We start from the raw sequence: 22,374 nt of genomic DNA, 5'->3' as shown, positions 1-22,374 counted from the left end.
GTCGCGATCCTCCACGCGGTATACGCTCAGCGAGCCGATCCCCCTGTCGGTGCATCCAGTGGACACGACGGCACGTGCTGTGAGGGCACCTCGGCGGGCCGCACAGAACCGTCGGCCGGACACACCATCCGAGCAAGCTGAGCGATGAGCCGAACGGACACCCGCGATCAAGACACCGAGAAGGTACGCGCGTCGAGTCCGGTGGCGCCGTCGGGAATCGGGGACGCGTAGCTCTCGACCTGCTGCCGACCGTCCTTGTCGACGGCGCGACACTCCACCCTGTGCTCGCCGGGTGTCGCGTCCCAGGCGAATCGCCACTGCCGCCAGGTGTCGACGGAATATTCGGCGGCCAGGTCGGCACGCTGCCACGGCCCGTCGTCGACGCGTACGTCGACCGCCGCGATCCCGGTGTGCTGTGCCCACGCGGTTCCCGCGACGATCACCTCGCCCGCCTCGATCCTCGAGTCGGTGGGCCGATCGATCCGGGAGGACAGCTTGATGGGTCCGAGCGCCGACCAGCCACGGGTCGTCCAGTAGGCCTTGGCGTCGGCGAAGGAGGTGAGCTCCCAGTCCGTCACCCATTTCGTCGCCGAGACATAGCCGTAGAGGCCGGGCACGACCTGACGCACCGGGTACCCGTGTTCCACCGGCAGCGGTTCGCCGTTCATGCCGACCACCAGCAGCGCGTCGCGGCCGTCGGTGACCGCCGACACCGGTGTGCCGCAAGTCCATCCATCCGCACTCGTCGACAACAGCATGTCGGCGCCGGGCTGCACCCCGGCACGGTCGAGCAGGGCTTTCATCGGGACGCCCAGCCAGCGCGCGTTGTCGATGAGGTCGCCACCGACCTCGTTGGACACACACGTCAACGTGACGAGACGTTCGGTCATCGGCATCGCGATCAGGTCGTCCCAGCCGATGCGGGTCTCGTTGTCGACACGTCCGTGGATGCGCAGCGACCATCCGTCGGTGGTCAGGTTCGGGACCTGCAGCGCGGTGTCGATGCGGTAGAAGTCGGCGTTGGGCGTGACGAACGGGGTGGCACCGGGCAGGTCCAGGTCGGCGGCCGGCGGAACGGGCGGTGCCGGCGCGCGCGGCGTCGGCAACACGACCTTGGTGCGGTCGGCAACGGTACGTGCGGTGTCGGCCAGCATCCGGCGCCCGACCGTGCCCACCACCACGGCCAGGGCGGCGATGCCACCGGCGGTGAGCAGGAACCGCCGGTCGATGCCGGTGCGGGCGGTCTGCTCGCCGTCATCGTCGGGCGTGTCTGCCGACCCGAGCATCCCGACCAGCACGCGCACCGTGAGGATGGCGACCGCCGCGGCCAGCACCGACGGGACCGCGAAGGTCCACCGTGCCTCGGCGCGGCCCAGCGCGGCGACCATGCCGAGCAGTCCGAACGCACCCACGATCACCGACCCGATCGGCGGCCGCCGCTGCTCGACCATCCCGCACCCGGCGGCGATGAATGTGATGAGCACCGCCATCCCGACATAGAGCGCCGCCTTGTCGGCGGTACCGAAGGTGCCGATGGCGAATTCCCGGCCGAACGTGGGCGCATGGTCCACGACCCCCGCGGCGACGGCGAAGAACGGCGATGCGGCGGGATCGACGAAGGCCGCGGCGAGTTCGCCGACCGCGAGCCCCACACCGACGGCCAGCACGCCGGCCAGCGCGGCACCCACCAGCTGGCCACGGGCTCGAACTCCGGAGATCACACCCCTTGATACCTCAGGATGTCGGCCGCTTGCCGCGAGCCGGGCGAGCCGTCATCCTTCGGTCACAAGTGCCGATCGCTGCGCGGCATGCCGGCCGGCGCGGCGACCGAAATACGATCCCTCGCCGAGCTGGGTGCCACTCGCATAGCCCTTGCCGTCCTGGGCGAGATTGGCGGCGCAGGCACCGGCAGCGTAGAGGCCCCGGATGGGTGTGCCCGCCTCGTCGAGCACTTCGGCGTCCACCGATGTGGCCATACCGCCGATCGTGAAACAGGAGTACATGGCCTTGCCGAGGCTCAGATCGAAGGCGCCCCACGGACCGTGATCCTGCGGGGCGAGGAACTCCGCCGACTTGTGGAAGTCCGGGTCCGCCCCGCGGGCGGCGTTGGCGTTGTAGTCGGCGAGGGTCGTCTGCAAGCGGCCTTCGGGAATCCCGAGATCGGATTCCATCTCGGCAACGGTCTCCCACCCGTCGATCAACGTGATCAGGGGCACCTCGGGACGCTGCATATGGGCTTCGTCGACGATGAGGAATGCGGCCGAATCGGGTTGGTCCATCACGAATCCGGACGTGCGCGAATGGTAGGAGTCCTCGGCGACGAACCGGTCGCCGTTGCGGTTGACCACAATCCCGGTCAGCAGGATGCTGGGCGGATAGATCGGTGCGGTGACGAAGGCCTGATCCATGTGGCGTAGCGCCGCACCCACCGACTCCCCGAGCCGGATGCCGAGTCCGTCGTCGTAGGTACTGCCGAGGGTGAACGGCTTCTGCGCGACGTGCGGCACGTACCGCGCGACCATCTCCTCGTTCATCACGAAGCCGCCCGCGGCGATGATCACCGACTTCGCGCGGATGACGCCCTCTTCGCCGGGGGTGCGCCAGGAGGCGCCGACCACCGCGCCGGTGTCGTCGACGACGAGTCGGCGTGCACCGGTCTCGTAACGGATCTCCGCACCGAGTTCGGCGAGGCGCTTCACCAGCAACTCCACCACCATCGATGCACCGCCGGTGTCACCGGGCACCGGGACCTTGTGTCCGCGCGGTGCGGGTGTGGCGATGTTCTTGAACGGCCACACCTTCTCGTTGCCGGTGAACATCAGGCCCTGGGTCTGCGGCTGGATGACCGCCTTCTCGGGGTAGAAGCTGCGCTCAAAGGCGAAACCGAGCGACTCGAGCCAGTCGAAGTGTTCGACACTGTCGACGCAGTAGGCGTGGATCTTGTCCGGCTCCGGATCGCGCGACACCGCGGTGAGGTATTTCTCCATCTCCTCGGGACTGTCGTCGTGGCCGGTGGCCTGTTGCACGGCGGTGCCGCCACCGAGATAGAAGTGCCCGCCGGCCATACAGCTGGTACCACCCGCAGCCGCGGCGCGTTCCAGTACCAGCACCTTCGCGCCCGCTGCCGCTGCCTCCACTGCGGCACTCCCGCCGGCCACCCCGCACCCGATGACCAGCACGTCGACGTCGTCGGAGTAGGCCGCGACAGAGGCGGCGGCGATGGTCTCGGGGATCTCAGAACCTGCCATGCCCACAGCGTAAACGATCAACTAGAACCTGTTCTAGTTCTGGCGTGATCCCTGCGCAGCAGGATACCAACCGCGCACTCGCCACGCCCGCGCGCACGTCGCGATGTGCGCGGGAGCCCGACGGGTGCGCGGTTGCGTAGGGCCCGGACACTAGCGGCGCGAGTGCGCGCGGAACCGCCGCAGTCGCAGGCTGTTGGCCACCACGAACGCCGACGACAACGCCATGGCGCCGCCAGCGAGCATGGGGTTGAGCAGTCCGGCGGCGGCGATCGGGATGGCCGCGACGTTGTAGGCGAACGCCCAGAACAGGTTGCCCTTGATGGTGGTCAGGGTGCGGCGGGCGAGTCGGATGGCGTCGACCACCGCCCACAGGTCACCACTGACCACCGTCAGGTCGCCGGCCTGGATCGCCACGTCGGTGCCGGTGCCCATCGCGATACCCAGGTCGGCCTGGGCCAGCGCGGCGGCGTCGTTGATGCCGTCGCCGGCCATCGCCACCGAGCGGCCGTGGCTCTGCAGATCCGCGATGGTCGCCAACTTCTGGGCGGGCGTGACCTCGGCGATGACCTGTTCGATGCCGACCGACCGGGCCACGTGGTCGGCGGCGCCGGTGTTGTCGCCGGTCAGCAGCACCGGGGTCAGGCCCATGTGTTTCAGTTCGGCGATCGCCGCCGCCGACGACTCCTTGATCTGGTCCCCCACCACGAGCACCGCGACCGGTCGGTCGTCGAACGACACGATCACCGCCGTGGCGCCGCCGCCGTGCGCCCCGGCGACGGCGTCGGCAAGAGGTTCGGGCAGCTCGCCGACGTCGCGGCTCGGCTTCCGGACGGTCACGCGAACGCCGTCGACAACGCCGGTCACCCCGGCGCCCTCGATCGCGCGGAATTCGTCGGCCGGCAGCGCCGGCTCGGCGTACCGGCGCGCGGCGGCCGCCACGATCGCGCGTCCGATCGGGTGTTCCGACCCCGCTTCGACGGCGGCCGCCGAGCGCAACGCCCATTCCTCGCACGGGCCGTCGGTGATGACGGCCATGGATTGCAGGGTCATCTCCCCGGTCGTCACCGTGCCCGTCTTGTCGAGCACGATCGTGTCCACCCGCTTGGTGGATTCGAGCACCTCCGGCCCTTTGAGCAGCACCCCGAGTTGCGCGCCCCGACCGGTCCCGACCATCAGCGCGGTCGGTGTGGCCAGCCCGAGGGCGCACGGGCACGCGATGATCAGCACGGCGACGGCCGCGGTGAAGGCGACCGAGATGCCTCCGGAATCGGCGGCGACGCTTGCGCTTCCGAGCCAGAAACCCAGGGTGGCGACGGCGATGGCGATCACGGCGGGCACGAAGTACGCGGAGATCCGGTCGGCGAGTCGCTGGGCGTCGGCCTTGCCGGCCTGCGCATCGGCGACCATCTTCGCCATCTGTGCGAGTGAGGTGTCCGACCCCACCCGAGTGGCGCGGACCAGTAGTCGGCCGGCGGCGTTGACGGTGGCACCGATGACCTCGTCGCCGGTGGTGACCTCGATGGGCACCGATTCGCCGGTGATCATCGACGCATCGACCGCCGACGCCCCGTCCACGACGATGCCGTCGGTGGCGATCTTCTCGCCGGGACGCACCACGAACACGTCGTCGACGGCCAGCTCGGACACCGGAATCCGGCGCTCGGCCCCATCGACGAGGACGGCGACATCTTTGGCGCCGAGGTCCAGCAGCGCGCGCAGGGCGTCGCCGGCGCGACGCTTGGCACGTTTCTCGAAGTAACGGCCGGCCAGCAGGAAGGTGGTGACACCCGCCGCGGCCTCGAGGTAGATGTTGGCCGCGCCGTCACCGCGGGACGCGATGAGATCGAAGCCGTGATGCATCCCGGGTTCGCCGGCCGTGCCGAAGAACAGCGCGTAGAGCGACCAGGCGAACGCGGCGAGCGTCCCCATCGACACGAGGGTGTCCATGGTGGTGGCGCCGTGACGCAGATTGATCCACGCCGCGCGATGAAATGGATAGGCACCCCAGACGATGACGGGTGCGGCCAGCGTAAGCGACAGCCACTGCCAGTAGGTGAACTGCCACGCCGGCACCATGGCCAACGCGATCACCGGCACGCTGAGCACAGCGGAGACGACGAGCCGCTGCCGCAGACTGTCGAGCTCGACGTCACCGCGCCCGGCCGGCTCCTCGTCCTCGTCGTCGCCCGACCCGGCGGCCGGCGACGCGTCGTATCCGGCGTCGCGCACCACCGTGATCAGATCGGCGGAGTCCAGCGTGGTCGGGAACTCGACATGCGCCTGCTCGGTCGCATAGTTCACCGACGCCCGGACACCGTCGAGCTTGTTCAGTTTGCGCTCGATGCGGTTGGCACACGAGGCGCAGGTCATGCCGTCGATGTCGAAGTCGATCTGTGCGATGGCAGTGGTCATCTCCCGCTACTCCGAATGCTGTTGGTGGGTACCGGGGGCGGGTACCGCCGGGTCCGTGGCCCACGGATCCACGGCCCGACCGACGCCGAAGGCGAGCACGAAGACCGCGGCCAGGGCGAGGACGAAGCCGGCGATCCGGTACGCAGGATTGTTCATGCCAGTTGGTAGCCGGCCTCGGTCACCGCGGCGTTCACCTCGGACAAGTCGAGTTCGCGGTCGCTGGTGACCTCCACGGCCCCGGTGTCGAGGGAGACGTCGACGCTGCGGACGCCGGCGATCTCCTCGATCTCCTCACGCACCGATGCGACGCAGTGTCCGCAGGTCATGCCGGCGACGGTGTAGGTGGCGGTGCTCATGACGGATTCCTCCTTGATTCAACGTCGAAACGACGCGTGCGCAGGGCTGTTCGGGTGTACCGGGATCTGTGTGGATGGTCCGCTCAGGACTTGACGAGACGGGTGATGGCCGCCATGGCCTCGTCGATCTTCTCGTGGCCGGCGGCGCTGCTCTCCTGAGCGGCGTGCATGACGCAATGGTTCATGTGCTCCTCGAGCAATCCCAGCCCGACGGCTTGTAACGCCTTGGTCATGGCAGACAGCTGCGTGAGGATGTCGATGCAGTAGGCCTCGTCGTCGACCATGCGCTGCAGGCCGCGCGCCTGACCCTCGATCCGCCGGAGGCGTTTGAGGTAGTCGTCCTTGCGGCCGATGTAGCCGTGCTGTGCGGTGTCCATGTTGTCCATCCTACCCTCAGATACCGGTACCCCCCTAGGGTACATGGGAAACGGTCTTCCGCCCACCGTCTTTGAACAGCAGCTTTGCCGAGTGAGCAACTCGGCTGACGACCGAAAACGCTTATCCTCGCCCGGTTGGGCCCTCCGGCGGTCGCATCGCGGACGCGAGTTTCTCCAGCGCAACGGCGACTTCGCGCAGCGCGGCCGCGATCTCGGCATCGCGGCCGTCGCCACCGTGGGCGACTCCGGACGCCCGTCCGGTCCCCGACCCGGCGATCGGGCCCGGCACCGCCTCGCGGGGCGGCTGGGCCGGTACGGCGGGGGCGGTCGGCGCGGGAGTGGGCTCCGGGTCGTCGGGTTCGGGCAGACGATGCCGACTCGACGCATTCCGTGTCATATCCGCAGGTGGCGCGGCGTCAGTGGACCGACGGCCGAGTCGGTAACCCTGACGTCCGGCGTGCGCACCCACCGGCTGTGCGGTCGCTTCGCGTCGAACGCCCGACGCGTGGTCCGCGGGTGCCGGTGTGGACGGACGTGGCGCGGCCGGTCGCATCGGGCCGGACCGTCCGGGAGACTGCTGCGCGGGCCGCGGCTCACCGGCGGCCCGCGGCGGAGCGGGCGGGCGGGCCGGCGGCCGGGGTGTCGGCCGCCCGGGTGTCGGCGGCCCGGGTGTCGACTGCTGTTGCGGCGCCCCGCCCGGTGGCGGCACAGCCTGTGGTGGCGCAGCCTGTGGTGGTCTCTGCACCGCTGTGGGCGCGTGCCCGTTGGACGGCGCGAAGAAGTGCCCACCGCCGTGCCCTTCGTAGAAGAGGCATCCGGTGCCCTGCGGCGAACGCACCGTGCAGGGATTGCGCTCGATCAGCGACTGGGCATGATCGTCAAAGTCGTTCCACTCCAACCACAGTCGACGGTCGACGCGGGGATGTGAGCTGGCATCGGTGGCATGGTTTCCCCGGTGGCCCGCAACCAACCGGCAGTGCAGCAGCCACTCCGACTGCCCGGTCAGGCCCAACGCGGCGCGTTCGGACGGTGTACAAACGACCGTCGACCAGCAGCCTTCGCCGTTCATACGGTCACTCCTTCGGGCATCACGCACATCGTGGTAGGTCAACAACTCACTCGGGGCGCGCATGAATGCGCAGCACCCGCCATATGACGCCCCCGACTGCGCCTGATGACCACTCGGTGCCCTCCCCGGCGGCAAGTGTACGAAGGAATCACCCGTCCCCGCCAGAGTCGCGGCCCGGGTGTCGTGGGAAACCTGTGGCGTCGAGAGCTGCCACAATGTGTCGGCCGACGACCTCAGGCTGATCGAGCTGCAGGAAGTGTCCGGCCGACGCCACCCGGACCACGGTGCTGCCGGCCGGCAACACCTCGGGCAAACCGTCCACGAACCCGGGGTGCAGACAGCGGTCGGCGTCTCCGTGGAGGTAGGTGATCGGTGTGAGCGGGCGCCGCAACCACGCGGTGGAGTCGTCGGCATACCGTTCGTTCACCCGCGACCGCACCGGTGCGCGGTAGTAGTTAAGTATCGCGCAGCGGTGGGCCATGGTCGGGATCGTCGCCAGCGCGTTGTCGACGTCTTCGGTCGCCGGTGTCGGTCCCCAGCGGCGCCAGAGCAACGGGATGAGACGGTCGAGCGTCCGCTCCGGCAGGACCGGAAGCTGGTTGACGACGATGTACCAACTCTTGGCGACCTGACTCGGGAGCAGTCGCACGCGGGACCGGATCGACAGATCCCGGACAGCTGCGATCGGCGGCACCGCGAGGGCGATCAGGTGTCGGAACGGATGGTCGGTGCGGGTGGCGATCGCGTGCACGGTCATCGCGCCCCAGTCGTGTCCGATCAGCACTGCGCGGTCGTCGCCGTCGAGCGCACGGTGCAGGGCCAGCGCGTCATAGGCCAGCGCTGCGACGTGGTAGTCGCCGTCGGCGGGGACGTCCGAGGGCGCATAGCCGCGGGTGAAGGGCGCCACCACGCGGTAACCGGCGGCGACGAGCGTCGGGCCGAGATGTCGCCACGTCCAGGCGGAGTCGGGGAAGCCGTGCAGGCAGATGGCCAGCGGCGCCGCCGGGTCGCCCCAGGTGAGCGCATGCAGACGGAGGTGGCCGAGGTCCACGTCGATCCGGGCGGGCGCGGTCATGCTCGCCGACGTTACCGTCATTCGCCCCGGCCGCCGCACGTTTGCGTGACCCGGGTCGCACCGACCGCTCAGGGCACCAGCGCCTGGATGTCGGCGATCACGTCGCTGCCCGCGCAGACGCTGATCTCGCCGTCGATGAGGCCGAAACTGCGGGTGTGGGCGATCGGATCGGTCTGTGGGTGGTCGGTACGGGTGTGACACCCCCGCGACTCGGCGCGGGCGTCCGCCGCGGCGACCACCACGCGGGCGGCCAGGGTCAGCGCGGCATCCTCGGCATCTGCGACGGTGCGCACCGGCCGCACGGTCGCGTGGGCCAGATCGGCGGCCACCCCCGCCAACCCCTCGGCGTCTCGACGCAGGGCGACCGACCGTGTCATCCGGTCCTGGAGCCCGCGTCGGTCCATCATCGGGGCGAGGACCCCGTGCACGTCCGGGTCCACCTCGGCAATCGGCCGTCCGCGCCGTGCGGCCGCCACGGCTGCCGCACGCCGACCCATCACGAGCCCTTCGAGAAGACTGTTGGACGCCAACCGGTTTGCGCCGTGCAGCCCGGTCCGGGCGACCTCACCGGCGGCCAGCAGCCCGGGGACCGCGGTGCGGCCGTCGACATCGGTCAGCACTCCACCGCACAGGTAGTGCGCACCGGGAACGACGGGTATCCGGCCGCTCGACGGGTCGAGGCCGGCGGCGATGACCCCGGCCGTCACGGTCGGAAACCGACGCTCGAAGTCGGGGACACCGCGGATGTCGAGGTAGACGCACGGATCTCCGGAGGCGGCCAACCGGGCCTCGATGGCGTTGGCGACGACGTCGCGGGGCGCCAGATCGCCCCGCGGGTGGACGCCGTCGGTGATCGATCGGCCCGCGGCATCGACGAGCCGGCCGCCCTCACCCCGAACGGCCTCGCTGATCAGGGTGCGGCGACCGCGTGCACCGTCGACGTGGAGCATCGTCGGATGAAACTGGATGAACTCCATGTCCGCGACGACCGCACCGGCGTGCAGGGCCAGCGCGATGCCGTCGGCGGTCGCGCCAGACGGGTTCGTCGTCGCCGCATACAGGTGGCCGCTGCCGCCGGTCGCGAGCAGCACCGTCGGTGCGTGGACCACGCGATCGCGGTCGCCGGTGCGGAACGCGACACCGGACACCTGGCCGGCGGCGCGCAGGATGCCGACGGCGATCGAGTCGTCCACACACTCGATGGGCAGAGTCGTCGCGGCGGCGTGCAGTCGCCGGCTCAGCGTGGTTTGCACCGCGGCTCCGGTGGCGTCACCGCCGGCGTGGACGATGCGGCGTACGGAGTGCCCGCCTTCGCGGGTGCGCGCCAGGTCGCCGGCAGCGGTGCGGTCGAATTCGGCACCCCAGCCGATGAGCCCGGACACCGCAGTCGGGCCGTCGGCGAGGATCGGTCGCGACGTGGTCGGGTCGGTGAGTCCCGCGCCGGCCGCGATCGTGTCCGCGAGGTGCAGGTCCACCGAGTCGTCGGGCGCCGCAGGGTCCACCACCGCGATGCCGCCCTGAGCGTAGAAGGTCGCGGTCGACTGCTCGGGCCGATCCGCCTGCCACGCCGCACCCTTGTGGAGCACGACGACCCGCAGGCCGGCCTCCGCAGCGGTCACCGCCGCAGTCAGGCCGGCCACCCCGGCCCCGACCACCACCAGGTCGGCGCGCATCTCGTCGCGTTCGGTCAGCTGCATGTCGCACCTCTCGGCCGGGACGTGTCACTCCGGTTCAACCCGGCGACCGCGTTTTCGATTCCCAGTCGAAAACTCTACGCCTCGGCGCCGCGGGAGCGCACCCGTGACCGCCGGCTCAGGCGGTCAGCACATGCCAGACCGGCCCGGCCAGCACGCCGAGGGCGACCGACGCCACGGCGGCGGCGACGGCCGTCGCCGCCGCCCACGGTTCGGCGCGGGGCACATCGTCGGATTGCCCGGGTGTGGAGCGGCCGAACACCGGCGCCAGCCAGCGCAGGTAGAAGAACAGGCTGAGCACCGTGACGATCACGACGGCCACGGCGAGCCACGCCCAGCCGCCCTCCCAGGCCGAGGTCGCGACGGTGAGTTTGGCGACGAACACCGCGGTCGGTGGGGTGCCGACCAAACCGAGCAACGCCACCACCAGGCTCCCCGCGAGCAGCGGTGAGGATCTCGCGAGACCACGAAACACACCGAGTTCACGCAGGTCGGGGCGCGCCGCCGAGACCGCGAACGCGGCGACGTTGGTGACGGTGTAGCCGAGCAGGTAGAACAGCAACGCGGGCAGCGCCAACTCGCTGTCGGCGATCACCACGACCGGCACCAGCAGGAACCCGACCTGAGCGACGGTGGACCAGCCGAGCAGTCGCCGCGGGTCGTCCTGCCAGTAGGCGGCCAGCGTGGCCAGCACCATGCCGGCGACCGCGAACACGGCCAGCACCGCCGGCCACGCCACCGTGTCGGGCACGATCTGCGCCAGCCGGTAGATCGCGACCAGCGCACCCACCTTGGGCACCGTCGTCACGAAGGTGGCGACGGTGGCGCTCGCACCCTGCGCCGCGTCGGGCACCCAGAAATGGGCCGGCAACCCGCCCGCCTTGAACAGCAGACCCGCGGTGACCCCGAGCAGCCCGGCGGCGACCACCGCATCCGGCGCGTCGGGCAGCCGCCGAGTCAGTTCCGTGTAGTCGGTGACCCCGCTGACCCCGTACAGCAGGGTGATGCCGGCGAGCAGGACGATGCCGAACAGCGCGCCGAGCAGGTAGGTCTTCATCGCCGCCTCCGCGCTCACGCCGTCGCGGCGCAAGCCGATCAGCCCGTACACCGGGATGCTCGCCAGCAGGAAGCCAGGGGCGAGAACCAGGAGATCCTGCGCGCCGGCGACAACGAGGGTGCCCGCGGTCGCGAACAGGATCAGCGCGTAGGTCTCGCTCTCCCGGTCCGATCCGGCGATCTCACCGCCGGCGAGGGCCAGGACGGCGAGTGCCCCGACGGCGGCGGCGATCCGCACCACACCGGTGGCGGTGTCGACGGCGAACGCGCCCTCGAACGCCGTGGTCTCGCCGCCGGCCCACGCGACGGCGGCGACCACGATGGCGCTCACCAGCACCACCGCCGCGAGAAGTCGCGTCCGCCACTGCCGGGTGCGTGGCAGGAACGATCCGCAGATCAACACGGTCAGTCCGCCGCCGAAGAGCAGGATCTCCGGCAGCATGGCCAGCGGACGCATCATGTCGTCCATCGGCTACCGCCCGACCAGGCCGACAAGGGCGGTGGCGGCCGGTTCGATGACGTCGAGTAGGGGTCGCGGTAGAAGCCCGATGACGACCGACAGCGCGATCAGCACGCCCACCGCCACGATCTCGGAGATCCGCAGGTCGGCGAATCCCGATGATCGGCCCGCGACGGGTCCGGTGAAGATGCGTTGCAGCGCCCACAGGAACAAGCCCGCGACGATCAGGATGCCGATCAGGGCGACGGCGGTGGCCGGCACCGCGGCGATGCTGCCGGTGAAGATCTGGAACTCGGCGATGAACCCGGAGAAGGCGGGCAGCCCGAGCGAGGCGAACGCACCCAGCGAGAACAGGGTGGCCAACCGCGGAGCCGACGACGCCAGGCCGCCATATCCGTCGAGGTCGTAGCTGCCCGCGCGGTCGAAGAACACTCCGGCCAGCAGGAACAGCGCACCGGTGATCAGTCCGTGGCTCACCATCTGGGTGAGGGCACCGGTCACCGCCACCGAGCGGGCGTCGGCGGTATCGGCGGCCACCACTCCCGCGGCGCCCACCGCGACCATGATGTAGCCCATGTGATTGACCGACGTGTACGCGATCATGCGTTTGAGGTCGGTCTGTGCGAGCGCGACGAGCGCACCGTAAATCACCGACACCACGCCGACCACGATGATGACCGGCGCCCAATCCCGCCAGGATCCCGGCAGCATCGGCATCGCCACCCGGACGAAACCGTAGGTGCCCATCTTCAGCAGCACGGCGGCGAGTACGGCCGAGCCGATGGCGGGTGCGTCGGTGTGTGCGGGTGGCAGCCACGTGTGGAACGGAACCGTCGGCGTCTTGATGGCCAGGCCGAGCAGGAGCGCGGCCAGGATGAGGCCGCCGGTGGCCGAGCCGTCCACCGAGGGCGGTGTGGCCGCGAGTGCCACCATGTCGAAGGTGTGCGGATCGGCGGCCACGTACAGCCCGATGAACCCGAGCAGGAGTACCAGCGATCCGACGAAGGTGTACAGGAAGAACTTCAACGCCGAACGTCGGGCGTCGCCGTGGCCCCAGCCGGCGATGACGAAGTACATCGCCACGATCGACAGGTCGAAGAAGACGAAGAACACAATGAGGTCGGCGGCGACGAACAGGCCCAGACTGACGGTCTGCAGGAACAGGAACAGCCCCACCTGCGACCGTGGGCGGTCATCGGCACCCCGCATCGAAAAGATCGCGCAGGCCAGGAAGATCACCGCCGTCATCGCCACCAGCGGTAGCGAGAGGCCGTCGACGCCGACGTGATAGCTGCTGTTCACGCCCGGAATCCAGTCGACCTGGGCCTCGAGGGCGAGTGCACCGTCGGCCGGGGTGTCGTAGATCAGCCAGGCCCACACGACGAGCGCGAGATCGACGGCGGTCACCGCCACCCACAGCCATCGGATCGCCGACGCCGCCCACCCCGGCACAAGGAGCAGCAGCGCTGCGGCCGCCGGCAGGAAGACGATGACGCTGAGCAGGATCTGATGGGGCACGATCACCTCACGAAGACGAGGACGACGACGGCAAGGACGAGGACGGCCACGATCTGCAGGTAGTACTGGTGCAGTTGGCCGGTCTGGGGGCGGCGGGCGAGGGCACCGAGCCGCCCCGCCGCGCCGGCCGCGCCCTCCACCGCGCCGTCGACGACGTCGGTGTCGACGCGGGCGGCCAGCCCCGCGAGCCGGGTGGTTTTGGTGACGGCAACTTCGACACCGCGGTCGAGGCGCTGGTCGGCGCGTGCCACGGTGCGCGCCAGCCACAGCGTCGGCCCGACGACGGCGACACGCACCCCGCGTTCGATGCCCAACCACTGTGCTGCCCATCGCGGTTCGGGCACGCCCCGCCACCAGACCAGGGCGACGACCGCGATGGCGAGCACTCCCGACACGGTCAGTTCGATCGCCGTGGACGAGGCGACCGAGCCGTCGTCGAGCGCCTCGGCCAGGGCGGTGCCGGCCGGTGGCAGGGCGAGCAGTCCGGCGACCGCCGCGCCGACGGCGAGCACGATCACCGGTGCGACCGCACCGGACGGCGGCGCCCCCTCGAACGAGGCCGATACCCGCCGCATGCCCGGTCGGGCCACCACCGCCACGATCTTCCCGGCGTAGACCGCCGACAACACCGACGCCAGCAGCCCGACACCGTAGAGCCACGGCGAGTGCTCCAGCGCCACCGCGAGCACCGAATCCTTGGTGGCCCACAGCGACAGCGGCGCGACACCGGCGAGTGCGAGCGCGGCAATGACGGCCGCGACGCCGAGGCCGCGCCACCGCACCGCGACGCCACCGAGGCGGTCGAGTTGCTTGGTGCCCAGGGCCGCCAGCCAGGCACCGGCGGCGAGGAACAGCGCGGCCTTGGTGAACGCGTGCGCGACGAGCTGTGCGGAGCCGCCGGCGACCGCGCCGAGGCCGCCGGCGGCGACCACGAAGCCCAGCTGCGCCGACGTCGAGGCCGCGAGCAGTTGTTTGAGGTCGCGTTGGGCCGTCGCGACGACGCCGAGAATTACCGCGGTCAGCAGGCCGATCCATGCGGCGGCCGGGCCGGCCCAGCCGGTGACGTCGAGCAGCGGCGCCGTCCGCAACAACAGGTAGCCGCCCATCGCCACCATGGCCGCCGAGTGCAGCAGCGCGCTGACCGGGCTGGGGCCCTCCATGGCCCGTGACAGCCAGAACGAGAACGGCAGCTGGGCGGCCTTGCCGAGTGCGGCCACCAGCACGCCGGCGGCGATCACATGTCGCCACCCGTCACTCGCCGCGGGCAGGTCGGCCAACGCCAGACCCGCTCCCCCGGCGAGTGCCGCGCCGGCCGCGAGGTACAGCCCGAGGTCGGCCGTGCGGGTGGTGACGAAGGCGACCAACCCGGCCGGCATCGTGTCGGCCTGGTGCCAGTGAAAACCGATGAGCGCATACGACATCGCGCCCATGAGCTCCCACGCCAACAGCAACGTCGGCAGCGTCGCGGCGCTGGCGGTGATCATCACCGATGCGACGAACAGCAACATCAGGCCGTGGAAACGGGCCGGTGATTCGGTGATGTCGGCGGCGGCGAAGATGACCACCAGCAACGCGACGACCGCCACCACTCCGATCACCAGCGTGGACAGGTCGTCGACGGTCAGCGCGAAGTCGGCGCCGGCAAGGAACGGCGTGGCGACCGTGGGGCGTTCGAGCGCGACCACCACCGCCAGCGCTGCCACGACTGCGGTGACCGCGACGCCGATCGCGGCCGCGAACCTGTCGGCGCGCGGCGCGAGCGTGAGGACGGCGCCGGCGAGGGCGGGCAGCCCGATGAGTGACCACAGTGCGGCCGAGGCAAGGGTGTTCATCGGCGGCTCACTCGGCGAGCTCGTCGGCCATGTCGGTCATGTCGGCCTGCCGTTGTCGGTGCAGCAGGGTGGCCACCGCGAATCCCATTGCCATCTCCACGGTCATCGCGGCGATGATGACGAGCAGCAGCACCTGCCCGGACGGCTCGGGGGCGAGGAACCACCACACCGCGCCGGCGGCCAGGATGACGCCGTTGATCATGAGTTCGAGGCCCATCATCACCATCACGACGACCTGTTGGGACAGCGCACCGTAGAGACCGACGCAGAACAGCGCGGCCGCCACCATAAGTACGGTCTGCAGGATCATCGACCCACCCCTCCCGGCTGCGGATCACGAGCCGGTCTGGTGAGGTCGTCACCGAACCGGTCATAGCGAGTGCGTTTGGCCGCCAGTACGATCCCGGCCACCATGGTCGCCACCATCACCGGACTGATGACGATCATCGCGAGCATCTTCGGCCCCATGAGTTCCTCGCCGAGCGCGCGCGTGAGGTCGACCGATGGCGTGCCGCGTCGGCTCGGCCAGTCCACCGACAGGATTCCGGCGGCGAGGAGCACAAAGGTGCCGATCGACGCCACGAGCGCCCACCGTTTGTCGTGCACCATGCTCATCGGCATGAGCGCCGGGTTCATCCCCATGAACATGACCATGTAGACGGCCATCACCGCCATCTCCATGATCATCATCAGGATCGTCACCACGCCGACGTAGTTCTGCTGCAACAACAGCAGGGCCACGCCGACGGCGACGAACGAGATGGCCAGGGCGTAGGTGGCCCGCGCCATCGAGTCCACCCAGAAGACGGCGGCTCCGGCGGCCACCGAGAGGACCGCGCAGATCCAGAACACGATGTCGACAACCATGATCAGCCCTTCCAGACAGCGATGACGGCGACCAGGAGGTCTTGGACGAGGACGAGCGGGAGCAGGATGACCCAGCCGATCTCCATGAACTTGTCGGGCCGCAGGATCGGCATCCGGCGGCGCAGCCACACCAGCGCCGTGAGGACGACACCGGTCTTCATCAGCACCCACAGCCAGTCGGGCAACAGCGGCCCGGCGCCGCCACCGAGGAACATCGGCACGGCGAATGCCGCGCCGGCCGCGAGCAGCGCCAGGCGGCCGACCTGGAAGAGCAGTCGATCCGCCCCGGAGAGTTCCGCGGTCACACCGCCTGCGAGGTCACGTCCGACGGCGGCAGCGAACGGTCCCCACACCGAGAATGCGGACACGGCAAGGCAGTAGACGAGAAACGCCACCGGCATCCACACGACGTACCAGAGACCCTGTTGGGCGGCTGCGACATCGGTGACCCGCAGACTCTCGGCGGCGATCGCGGGCGCAACCAGCGCGAACATCAGCGGCAACTCGTAGCCCAGGCCATGTGCGAGGAACCGATAGCCACCCACCAGACCGTAGGTCGCGTTGGCGCCCCACCCGGTCAGCCACACCAGCGCCCAGATCATCACATCCATCGCGTTGAACCACACGATGCCCACGTCGAGATCGAACAGCGTCCACGAACCCAACGGGACCACCGTGATCATGAGCAGCGCAGCGACGAGCATGCCGTAAGCACCTGCACGCCAGAGCAACCGGTCGGCGGCAACAGTGGTCCGGCGGGGTTGCCGCAGCAGACGAGCAGTCTCACGCACCGGGATGGAAGCTGCACCGCGGCGCGCACCGCGTGGCGCCGACAGCATCCCGTCGAGCGTGGCGCCGTAGAGTGCGAACGCTCCCAAGATCGCGGCGCCGGCCAGCGCCCAGATGGCGGGCACGGTCGTGATCGTCGAGTCATCCATGGTGATGTCCCCGGTGCGACGGGCGATCCTGGTGTCCCCGGCCCTCGCTGTCGACAGGAGCGGCGACGGCGTCGATTCCGAGACCGGCGATGACCAACCGAGTGGCGGCGAGGTCGAGGCCGTCGATCAGTTCGGGTAGCAACTCCGGCATCGATCCCTGCGAAGCCCGGGAGCGCCGGCGCGGGGGCGTACGGAAGGGCCGCCCCTCCGGATCAACTCCCCCGGTGTCTCCTCCGATGGCTTCGAGCCGCGCAAGCATCCGGTCATAGGTGTCGCCGGTCAACGCCGGGCGGTGATCGGCAACTCCGAGTGTCTGGGCTCGATCATGCTCCAGCACTCCGAGATCACGCAGCGACCATCGCAGGATCGGTGAACGCCGAATCGTGCGGCGTAGCGCCGCGAGTTCCGTGCGGGCGCGGTCATGCGCGCTGTCGAGAAGGTGGTCACGCACGGCACGGGCCTGTCGCTCTGCGGTTTCCGCGCCGGCGAGTGCCAGCACGTCGATGATGACCGAACAGTGGTGCACCAGTTCGGGAGTCGCGTCGGCCTCGGCCGCAGGCAGGGCGTCGGAGTCGAGCACCTCCACGTGCGAGTCGACCACCACATCGCCGTGCAACGTGCAGCGAACGACGACACCGGCCGGCCAGTTGTTCAGGATCGGCCCCAACGGCAGGTGCGCGACGTCCATCTCGAGGCCGTCGCGGTCGTCGGCGCCCTCGGCGAGCGGGATGCCCGCCGGCGCCATCGACCCGTGATCCATCTGCGCGTCCTCATCGTGGTCCGCGTGGTCATGCCCGGAAGCGTCGCCCTCGCCGCCTGGGTGATCATTTCGTCGATGGGCGTCGTCGCGGTGCCGGTCGGAATCCATCAGTTCCACGGCGGCATTGTCCAAGGCGGTGTCGATCTGGCGGCGGTCGTCGATCGTGACACGGACGCGCGGGCCCGGAAGTTGTTCCCAGACGCGGTCGATCGCCTCGGCGAGCTGCGGGCCCGGCGAGCCACAGACAGCGAGGACATCCGCGTCGGCCGGTGCATCCGCGACCACCCACCCGCGCTCGCGAATGGTTCTGTCAACGGCGGTCTCGAGGCTGCGACGGCCCGGCACCCCGACGACGAGCACGTGGACGCGGCGGGCCGCCACACGGGCCACAAGAGTCCTCAGGCCCATCGCAGCACACCTTCTCGCCACGCCCAGGCGACCACCACGAAGAGCGCGCCGAGGAAGACGAACATCTCGATGACGGCCGACGTCCCGAGTTCGGCGACCACCACCGCCCACGGATACATGAACAACATCTCGACATCGAATGCCAGAAACAGCAACGTCGCCGGATACCAACGCGCGTGATACCTGGACAGGGAGTGTTCGGTGGGCGGCCAACCGGATTCGAACGGCAGGACGGTGAGCCTCGTCGGTGCGACGGCCGTGAGACGGTGCAGCGCAAGGACCGCAACGATGACGGCGGCGGCCACCATGAGCATTGCTCCCACCCCGGCGTAGATGACGCACCTCCTCACGGCTGCCGTTCCGCACGATCACATCCCGCAACTGCGCTTCAGGCGAATTGCCCGATGAGGTCCGCCTCAAACACCGCCCATTCTGTTTATACCCCTATGGGGTATAAGTCAACGGGGCTCGAGTCCACCAGCATGATCTGCCGATACATCCTGTGCCCAGTTCAGGTGATGGGTGTCCGCTTCGGGTCAGGTCATGCCGAGGCGAGAAAATCCGCGACCGCGGCAGGCCAGGAACGCAGTTCGGCGGGTGTGGCGGCGACCTGCAGTTCGGCATTCGGCAGCGCTTCGGCGAGGAGTTCACCGCTGCTGACGGGGTGGGCCGGGTCGCCTGTCCAGGACAAGATCATCGTGGGCCGGTCAAGCATGCCGAGGTCATCAGCCGGCGGGAGGTCGGTGATGGCCGAACCCCGCAGCACCCACGGATAGATCGACGACGGCACCGCGATCGGACCGACATGTCGTTTCGCCTCGGCCAGCGCGGGAGATGCCGGGACGTCAGGCGCCGCACGCAGATACGCGGCGAGGCCGTCGCGTTCGATCTCGGCTGCGTCGGATTCGCGCAGTGCTGCCATCGCGCGCCGCGTCTGCCAGATGGTCGGCGGTGTGGTGAGGACGAGCCGGTCGAACCCGCCCGGCGCAGCGAGTGCGGCGCAGAGGATCGTCGCCGTTCCCATGGAGGCGCCGATGGCATGCACTCGTTCGCCGGGTGCGGTCACATCGAGGAGTGCGAGCAGATCCTGCGCCAGTTCCGGCCAGGTGTACTCGACGGCGGTGCGCCCGCCACTCGACCGGCCGTGTCCGCGGGCGTCATAGCGAATCAGTCGATGGGCCGAACTCACCGCGCGCCAATCGAATTGGCCGGACGACTCCTGGCCGTACGAATTCGTACTCATCCCGTGCGCCCAGACCGCCGCCGGGCCGCGACCCGTCTGATTCCAGGCGAGTCGCGCACCCCGGAGGTCGGCGTATCGAAAGGGCGGGGTCATGAGATCCTCGGCGAATCGAGTCAGAGGGTCGCCGTGTCGATGACGAAGCGGTACCGCACATCGCTGGCGACGACGCGGTCGTAGGCCTCGTTGATCTTGTCGGCACCGATGACCTCGATCTCGGAACCGATGCCGTGTTCGGCACAGAAGTCCAGCATCTCTTGGGTTTCCGCGATGCCGCCGATCATCGACCCGGCGAAACTGCGGCGATTGGCAGCGACCGCGAAGGCCGGGACCTCGATCGGATGCTCGGGCAGGCCGAGTTCCACCAACGTGCCGTTGATGGCGAGCATGCCCAGGTACTTGTGAATCGGCAGGTTGGCCGACACCGTGTTGATGATCAGGTCGAATTCGTTGCGCAGTGTGCGGAAGGTGTCCGGGTCGCCGGTGGCGTAGTAGTGGTCGGCGCCCAGCCGCAGCCCGTCTTCCATCTTCTTGAGCGATTGCGACAGAACGGTCACCTCGGCGCCCATCGCGTGCGCGATCTTGACGCCCATGTGCCCCAGCCCGCCGAGGCCGACGATCGCGACCTTCTTGCCCGGGCCGGCGTTCCAGTGCCGCAGCGGGGAGAACAGGGTGATCCCTGCGCACAGTAGCGGCGCCGCCTCGTCGAGGCCGATGCCCTCCGGGATGCCACAGACGTAGTTCTCGTCGACCACGATGGCTGTGCTGTAGCCGCCGTGGGTGGGAGCGCCGTATCGGTCGACCGCGTTGTAGGTCCCGGTCATGCCACGCTCGCAATACTGCTCCTCACCCTGCCGGCACGGTCCACATTCGCGACAGGAGTCGACGAAGCAGCCCACACCGACCCGGTCACCCACCGAGTAGCGGGTCACCTCGGACCCGACGGCCGAGACGACACCGGCGATCTCGTGGCCCGGAACGACCGGGAAGGCCGTCCGCCCCCACTCGCCGCGCGCGGTGTGGATGTCGGAATGACAGATGCCGGCGTAGGCGATGTCGATGACCACATCGTGCGGTTTCGGGTCACGACGTTCGATGGTGGCGGCCTCGAGTGGTTGGTCGGCGGCGGTCGCGATGTAAGCGTTGACGGTGGTGGGCATGCACACTCCCTCGGCTCGACGTGAGGTTCGCGGGTGGCGATCCAGGTCGCCGACCCCGTTGCGGGCCTTCCCGCACTCGATCCAGTGTTCCGCAGAACAAGCGCCGGGTGTGCCGACGAGCGAGTTCATCACATCGCGGAATATTTATGTGCGCATATGCGCACTTATGGACTACTATCTGGTCGTGGCCACGTTGTTCGGTATCCGGGTGTTCCGCCGGTTGTTCGCCGCCCAGGTCGTCTCCCTACTCGGCACCGGGTTGATGACCGTGGCCTTGGGCTTGCTGGCGTTCGATCTGGCCGGCGCCGATGCCGGGGCGGTGCTCGGTACCGCGCTGGCGATCAAGATGGTCGCCTATGTGGTGATGGCGCCGATCATGCGTGCGGTGTGTGCCCGCTGGTCGGCGCGTTCGGTGTTGGTGGGCGCCGACATCGTGCGCGTGCTGATGGCGGCCGCGCTGCCGTGGGTCGGCGAGGTGTGGCAGGTCTACCTGCTGGTCTTCGCCCTGCAGTCGGCCTCGGCGACGTTCACACCCACCTTCCAGGCGGTGATCCCGACGGTCGTGACCGAGCGCGACACCTACACCCGCGCGGTGTCCGCGTCGCGGGTCGCCTACGACCTCGAGTCCGTGGTCAGCCCGATGGTCGCGGCGGCCCTGCTGGGCGTGATGGGTTACTCATACCTGTTCGCGGGGACCGCGGTCGGGTTCGCGGCATCGGCAACGCTGGTGATCACATCGGGTCTGCGCAGTACCGGTACTCGGACGGCTGCGGTCTCCTCGGTCGGCGATCTCTGGGACACGACGACGGCGGGGTTGCGGATCATGCTGGCACGGCCGGTCTTCCGTGGCATTCTGTGGGCAAACGTGGCCTCCGCGGCGGCCACCGCGGTCGTGGTGGTGGGATCGGTGGTCTATGTCCGCGCAACCCTCGGTCTCGGCGACTCCGTCCTCGCCATCGCACTCGGGACCTTCGGCGCCGGGTCGATCCTGGCGGCGGCCGCGCTCCCCCGGCTTCTCACGGTCTTCGGCGCGGGCCGCCTCGTCGGGCACGGCGCTGCGCTCTGCGCGGTCGCCCTCCTCGGCGTCGCCACGATGTCGGCGACCCGACCGACCCTGGCCGCCCTCCTCGTCCTCTGGTTCGCACTCGGCGCCGGCACCTCGCTGATCACCACGGCATCCACGCAACTGCTGCGCGATCACACCCACGACGACGACCGCGACGCGGTCTTCACCGCACAGTTCTCGGCCTCCCACGCCGCGTTCCTGGTCACCTATCCGGTGGCGGGCTGGGGACCTGGACTCGTCGGTCCGTGGGCGATGCCGCTGCTCATGGCTTCGATGGCGGCGGGTGCCGGCGTTCTCGCCCGGCGCACCTGGACGGCGTCCGCCGAGCGGATTCGCGCGCACCGGTCGCCTACGATGACAACCGAGGCGCTGAGCGGCTGAGATCCTCGAGCGGCGCCGATCTCGCGAGGAGGTTCCGGCCGATGACCGACGAGACGGCGATGTCACGCGACACCCGCAGCCTGCACCACCCCGTCGAGCCCGACCCCGCTCTCCTCGCCGCGGCGACCTCGGTGTTCGCCATGCTCGCCGAACCCACCCGACTACATCTCGTGTCCCTGCTCGCCGACGGCGAGGCCGACGTCAGTTCATTGACCGAGGCGACCGGTGCGTCGCGGACGGCGGTCAGCCAGCACCTGGCGAAACTGCGATTCACCGGGCTGGTGGACACGCGCAAGGAAGGCCGCCGCGTCATCTACCGAATCCGCGACGGCCATCTGCGTCGGCTGATCGCCGAGGCCCTCAACTTTGCCGATCATCAGGTGACCGGCGAGCCCACGCATTCGTGAGCCGGCCTACCGCCCGGCTTCCCGGCGGAACATATCAGGATCATCTAACT

The 22,374-nt window shown here is 69.5% G+C and carries 21 protein-coding genes; 2 read left to right on the top strand and 19 right to left on the bottom strand.

Features of this window, described 5'->3' with window-relative positions; genetic code table 11:
* Positions 1–167 precede the first annotated feature (167 nt).
* From NWF22_RS12500 to NWF22_RS12410, 19 genes are all read right to left on the bottom strand, one after another.
* Positions 168–1,721, bottom strand: coding sequence for a molybdopterin-dependent oxidoreductase (locus tag NWF22_RS12500; protein ID WP_258321130.1), 1,554 nt, complete (start codon positions 1,719–1,721; stop codon positions 168–170).
* 51 nt (positions 1,722–1,772) lie between these two features.
* Positions 1,773–3,248 (bottom strand): FAD-binding protein, encoded by a 1,476-nt coding sequence (locus tag NWF22_RS12495; protein ID WP_160901992.1) that lies wholly within the window; start codon positions 3,246–3,248, stop codon positions 1,773–1,775.
* Between the two features lie 150 nt (positions 3,249–3,398).
* Positions 3,399–5,660 carry a heavy metal translocating P-type ATPase gene (locus NWF22_RS12490; protein ID WP_160901991.1) on the bottom strand — a complete coding sequence of 754 codons (2,262 nt, stop codon included), beginning with the start codon at positions 5,658–5,660 and terminating at the stop codon, positions 3,399–3,401.
* 6 nt (positions 5,661–5,666) lie between these two features.
* Complete coding sequence (locus tag NWF22_RS12485) at positions 5,667–5,816, bottom strand: hypothetical protein (protein WP_202398469.1); 150 nt, start codon at positions 5,814–5,816, stop codon at positions 5,667–5,669.
* On the bottom strand, positions 5,813–6,016 hold the full coding sequence (locus NWF22_RS12480; protein ID WP_160901990.1) for a heavy-metal-associated domain-containing protein: 204 nt from the start codon (positions 6,014–6,016) through the stop codon (positions 5,813–5,815). Before NWF22_RS12480 ends, NWF22_RS12485 begins: the two co-directional genes overlap by 4 nt.
* A gap of 83 nt (positions 6,017–6,099) precedes the next feature.
* Positions 6,100–6,393 (bottom strand): metal-sensitive transcriptional regulator, encoded by a 294-nt coding sequence (locus tag NWF22_RS12475; RefSeq protein WP_160901989.1) that lies wholly within the window; start codon positions 6,391–6,393, stop codon positions 6,100–6,102.
* Positions 6,394–6,514: 121 nt separating this feature from the next.
* Positions 6,515–6,790 carry a hypothetical protein gene (locus tag NWF22_RS24490; RefSeq protein WP_309249709.1) on the bottom strand — a complete coding sequence of 92 codons (276 nt, stop codon included), beginning with the start codon at positions 6,788–6,790 and terminating at the stop codon, positions 6,515–6,517.
* Positions 6,791–7,610: 820 nt separating this feature from the next.
* Positions 7,611–8,537, bottom strand: coding sequence for an alpha/beta fold hydrolase (locus NWF22_RS12465; RefSeq protein ID WP_160901987.1), 927 nt, complete (start codon positions 8,535–8,537; stop codon positions 7,611–7,613).
* Between the two features lie 68 nt (positions 8,538–8,605).
* Complete coding sequence (gene nadB / locus NWF22_RS12460; protein ID WP_160901986.1) at positions 8,606–10,234, bottom strand: L-aspartate oxidase; 1,629 nt, start codon at positions 10,232–10,234, stop codon at positions 8,606–8,608.
* 115 nt (positions 10,235–10,349) lie between these two features.
* Positions 10,350–11,756 (bottom strand): NADH-quinone oxidoreductase subunit N, encoded by a 1,407-nt coding sequence (locus NWF22_RS12455; RefSeq protein WP_233751054.1) that lies wholly within the window; start codon positions 11,754–11,756, stop codon positions 10,350–10,352.
* Positions 11,757–11,759: 3 nt separating this feature from the next.
* On the bottom strand, positions 11,760–13,250 hold the full coding sequence (locus tag NWF22_RS12450; RefSeq protein ID WP_160902199.1) for a complex I subunit 4 family protein: 1,491 nt from the start codon (positions 13,248–13,250) through the stop codon (positions 11,760–11,762).
* A gap of 17 nt (positions 13,251–13,267) precedes the next feature.
* Entirely contained in the window at positions 13,268–15,097 is a 1,830-nt protein-coding gene (locus NWF22_RS12445; protein WP_160901985.1) for a proton-conducting transporter transmembrane domain-containing protein, read from the bottom strand.
* 7 nt (positions 15,098–15,104) lie between these two features.
* Complete coding sequence (locus NWF22_RS12440) at positions 15,105–15,407, bottom strand: NADH-quinone oxidoreductase subunit NuoK (protein WP_160901984.1); 303 nt, start codon at positions 15,405–15,407, stop codon at positions 15,105–15,107.
* Complete coding sequence (locus tag NWF22_RS12435; protein WP_160901983.1) at positions 15,404–15,964, bottom strand: NADH-quinone oxidoreductase subunit J family protein; 561 nt, start codon at positions 15,962–15,964, stop codon at positions 15,404–15,406. The genes NWF22_RS12440 and NWF22_RS12435 overlap by 4 nt, the downstream gene beginning before the upstream one ends.
* 2 nt (positions 15,965–15,966) lie before the next feature.
* Positions 15,967–16,902, bottom strand: a complete 936-nt coding sequence (locus NWF22_RS12430) for a complex I subunit 1 family protein (RefSeq protein WP_160901982.1) — start codon at positions 16,900–16,902, stop codon at positions 15,967–15,969.
* A complete protein-coding gene (locus tag NWF22_RS12425) occupies positions 16,895–18,070 on the bottom strand; it encodes a hypothetical protein (RefSeq protein WP_233751053.1) in 1,176 nt (391 codons plus the stop codon). The genes NWF22_RS12430 and NWF22_RS12425 overlap by 8 nt, the downstream gene beginning before the upstream one ends.
* Positions 18,061–18,384: an NADH-quinone oxidoreductase subunit A gene (locus NWF22_RS12420; RefSeq protein ID WP_202398468.1), complete on the bottom strand. Its 324-nt coding sequence runs from the start codon at positions 18,382–18,384 to the stop codon at positions 18,061–18,063. Before NWF22_RS12420 ends, NWF22_RS12425 begins: the two co-directional genes overlap by 10 nt.
* Positions 18,385–18,611: 227 nt before the next feature.
* Positions 18,612–19,406 carry an alpha/beta fold hydrolase gene (locus NWF22_RS12415; RefSeq protein ID WP_160901981.1) on the bottom strand — a complete coding sequence of 265 codons (795 nt, stop codon included), beginning with the start codon at positions 19,404–19,406 and terminating at the stop codon, positions 18,612–18,614.
* Between the two features lie 20 nt (positions 19,407–19,426).
* Positions 19,427–20,470 carry an NAD(P)-dependent alcohol dehydrogenase gene (locus NWF22_RS12410; protein ID WP_160901980.1) on the bottom strand — a complete coding sequence of 348 codons (1,044 nt, stop codon included), beginning with the start codon at positions 20,468–20,470 and terminating at the stop codon, positions 19,427–19,429.
* A 184-nt stretch (positions 20,471–20,654) separates the two neighbouring features.
* Here NWF22_RS12410 and NWF22_RS12405 point away from each other — a divergent pair, with 184 nt between their 5' ends.
* The gene (locus NWF22_RS12405; protein WP_258321129.1) at positions 20,655–21,917 is read left to right on the top strand and encodes an MFS transporter; all 1,263 of its coding nucleotides are present in this window, start codon (positions 20,655–20,657) and stop codon (positions 21,915–21,917) included.
* Positions 21,918–21,958: 41 nt separating this feature from the next.
* Positions 21,959–22,324, top strand: coding sequence for an ArsR/SmtB family transcription factor (locus NWF22_RS12400; RefSeq protein ID WP_160901978.1), 366 nt, complete (start codon positions 21,959–21,961; stop codon positions 22,322–22,324).
* Positions 22,325–22,374: the final 50 nt, after the last annotated feature.

The sequence above is a fragment of the Gordonia mangrovi genome (assembly GCF_024734075.1).
GTDB lineage: Bacteria > Actinomycetota > Actinomycetes > Mycobacteriales > Mycobacteriaceae > Gordonia > Gordonia mangrovi.
Note: the sequence above shows the minus strand (reverse complement) of the source record. Positions and strands in the feature narration are given on the sequence as shown.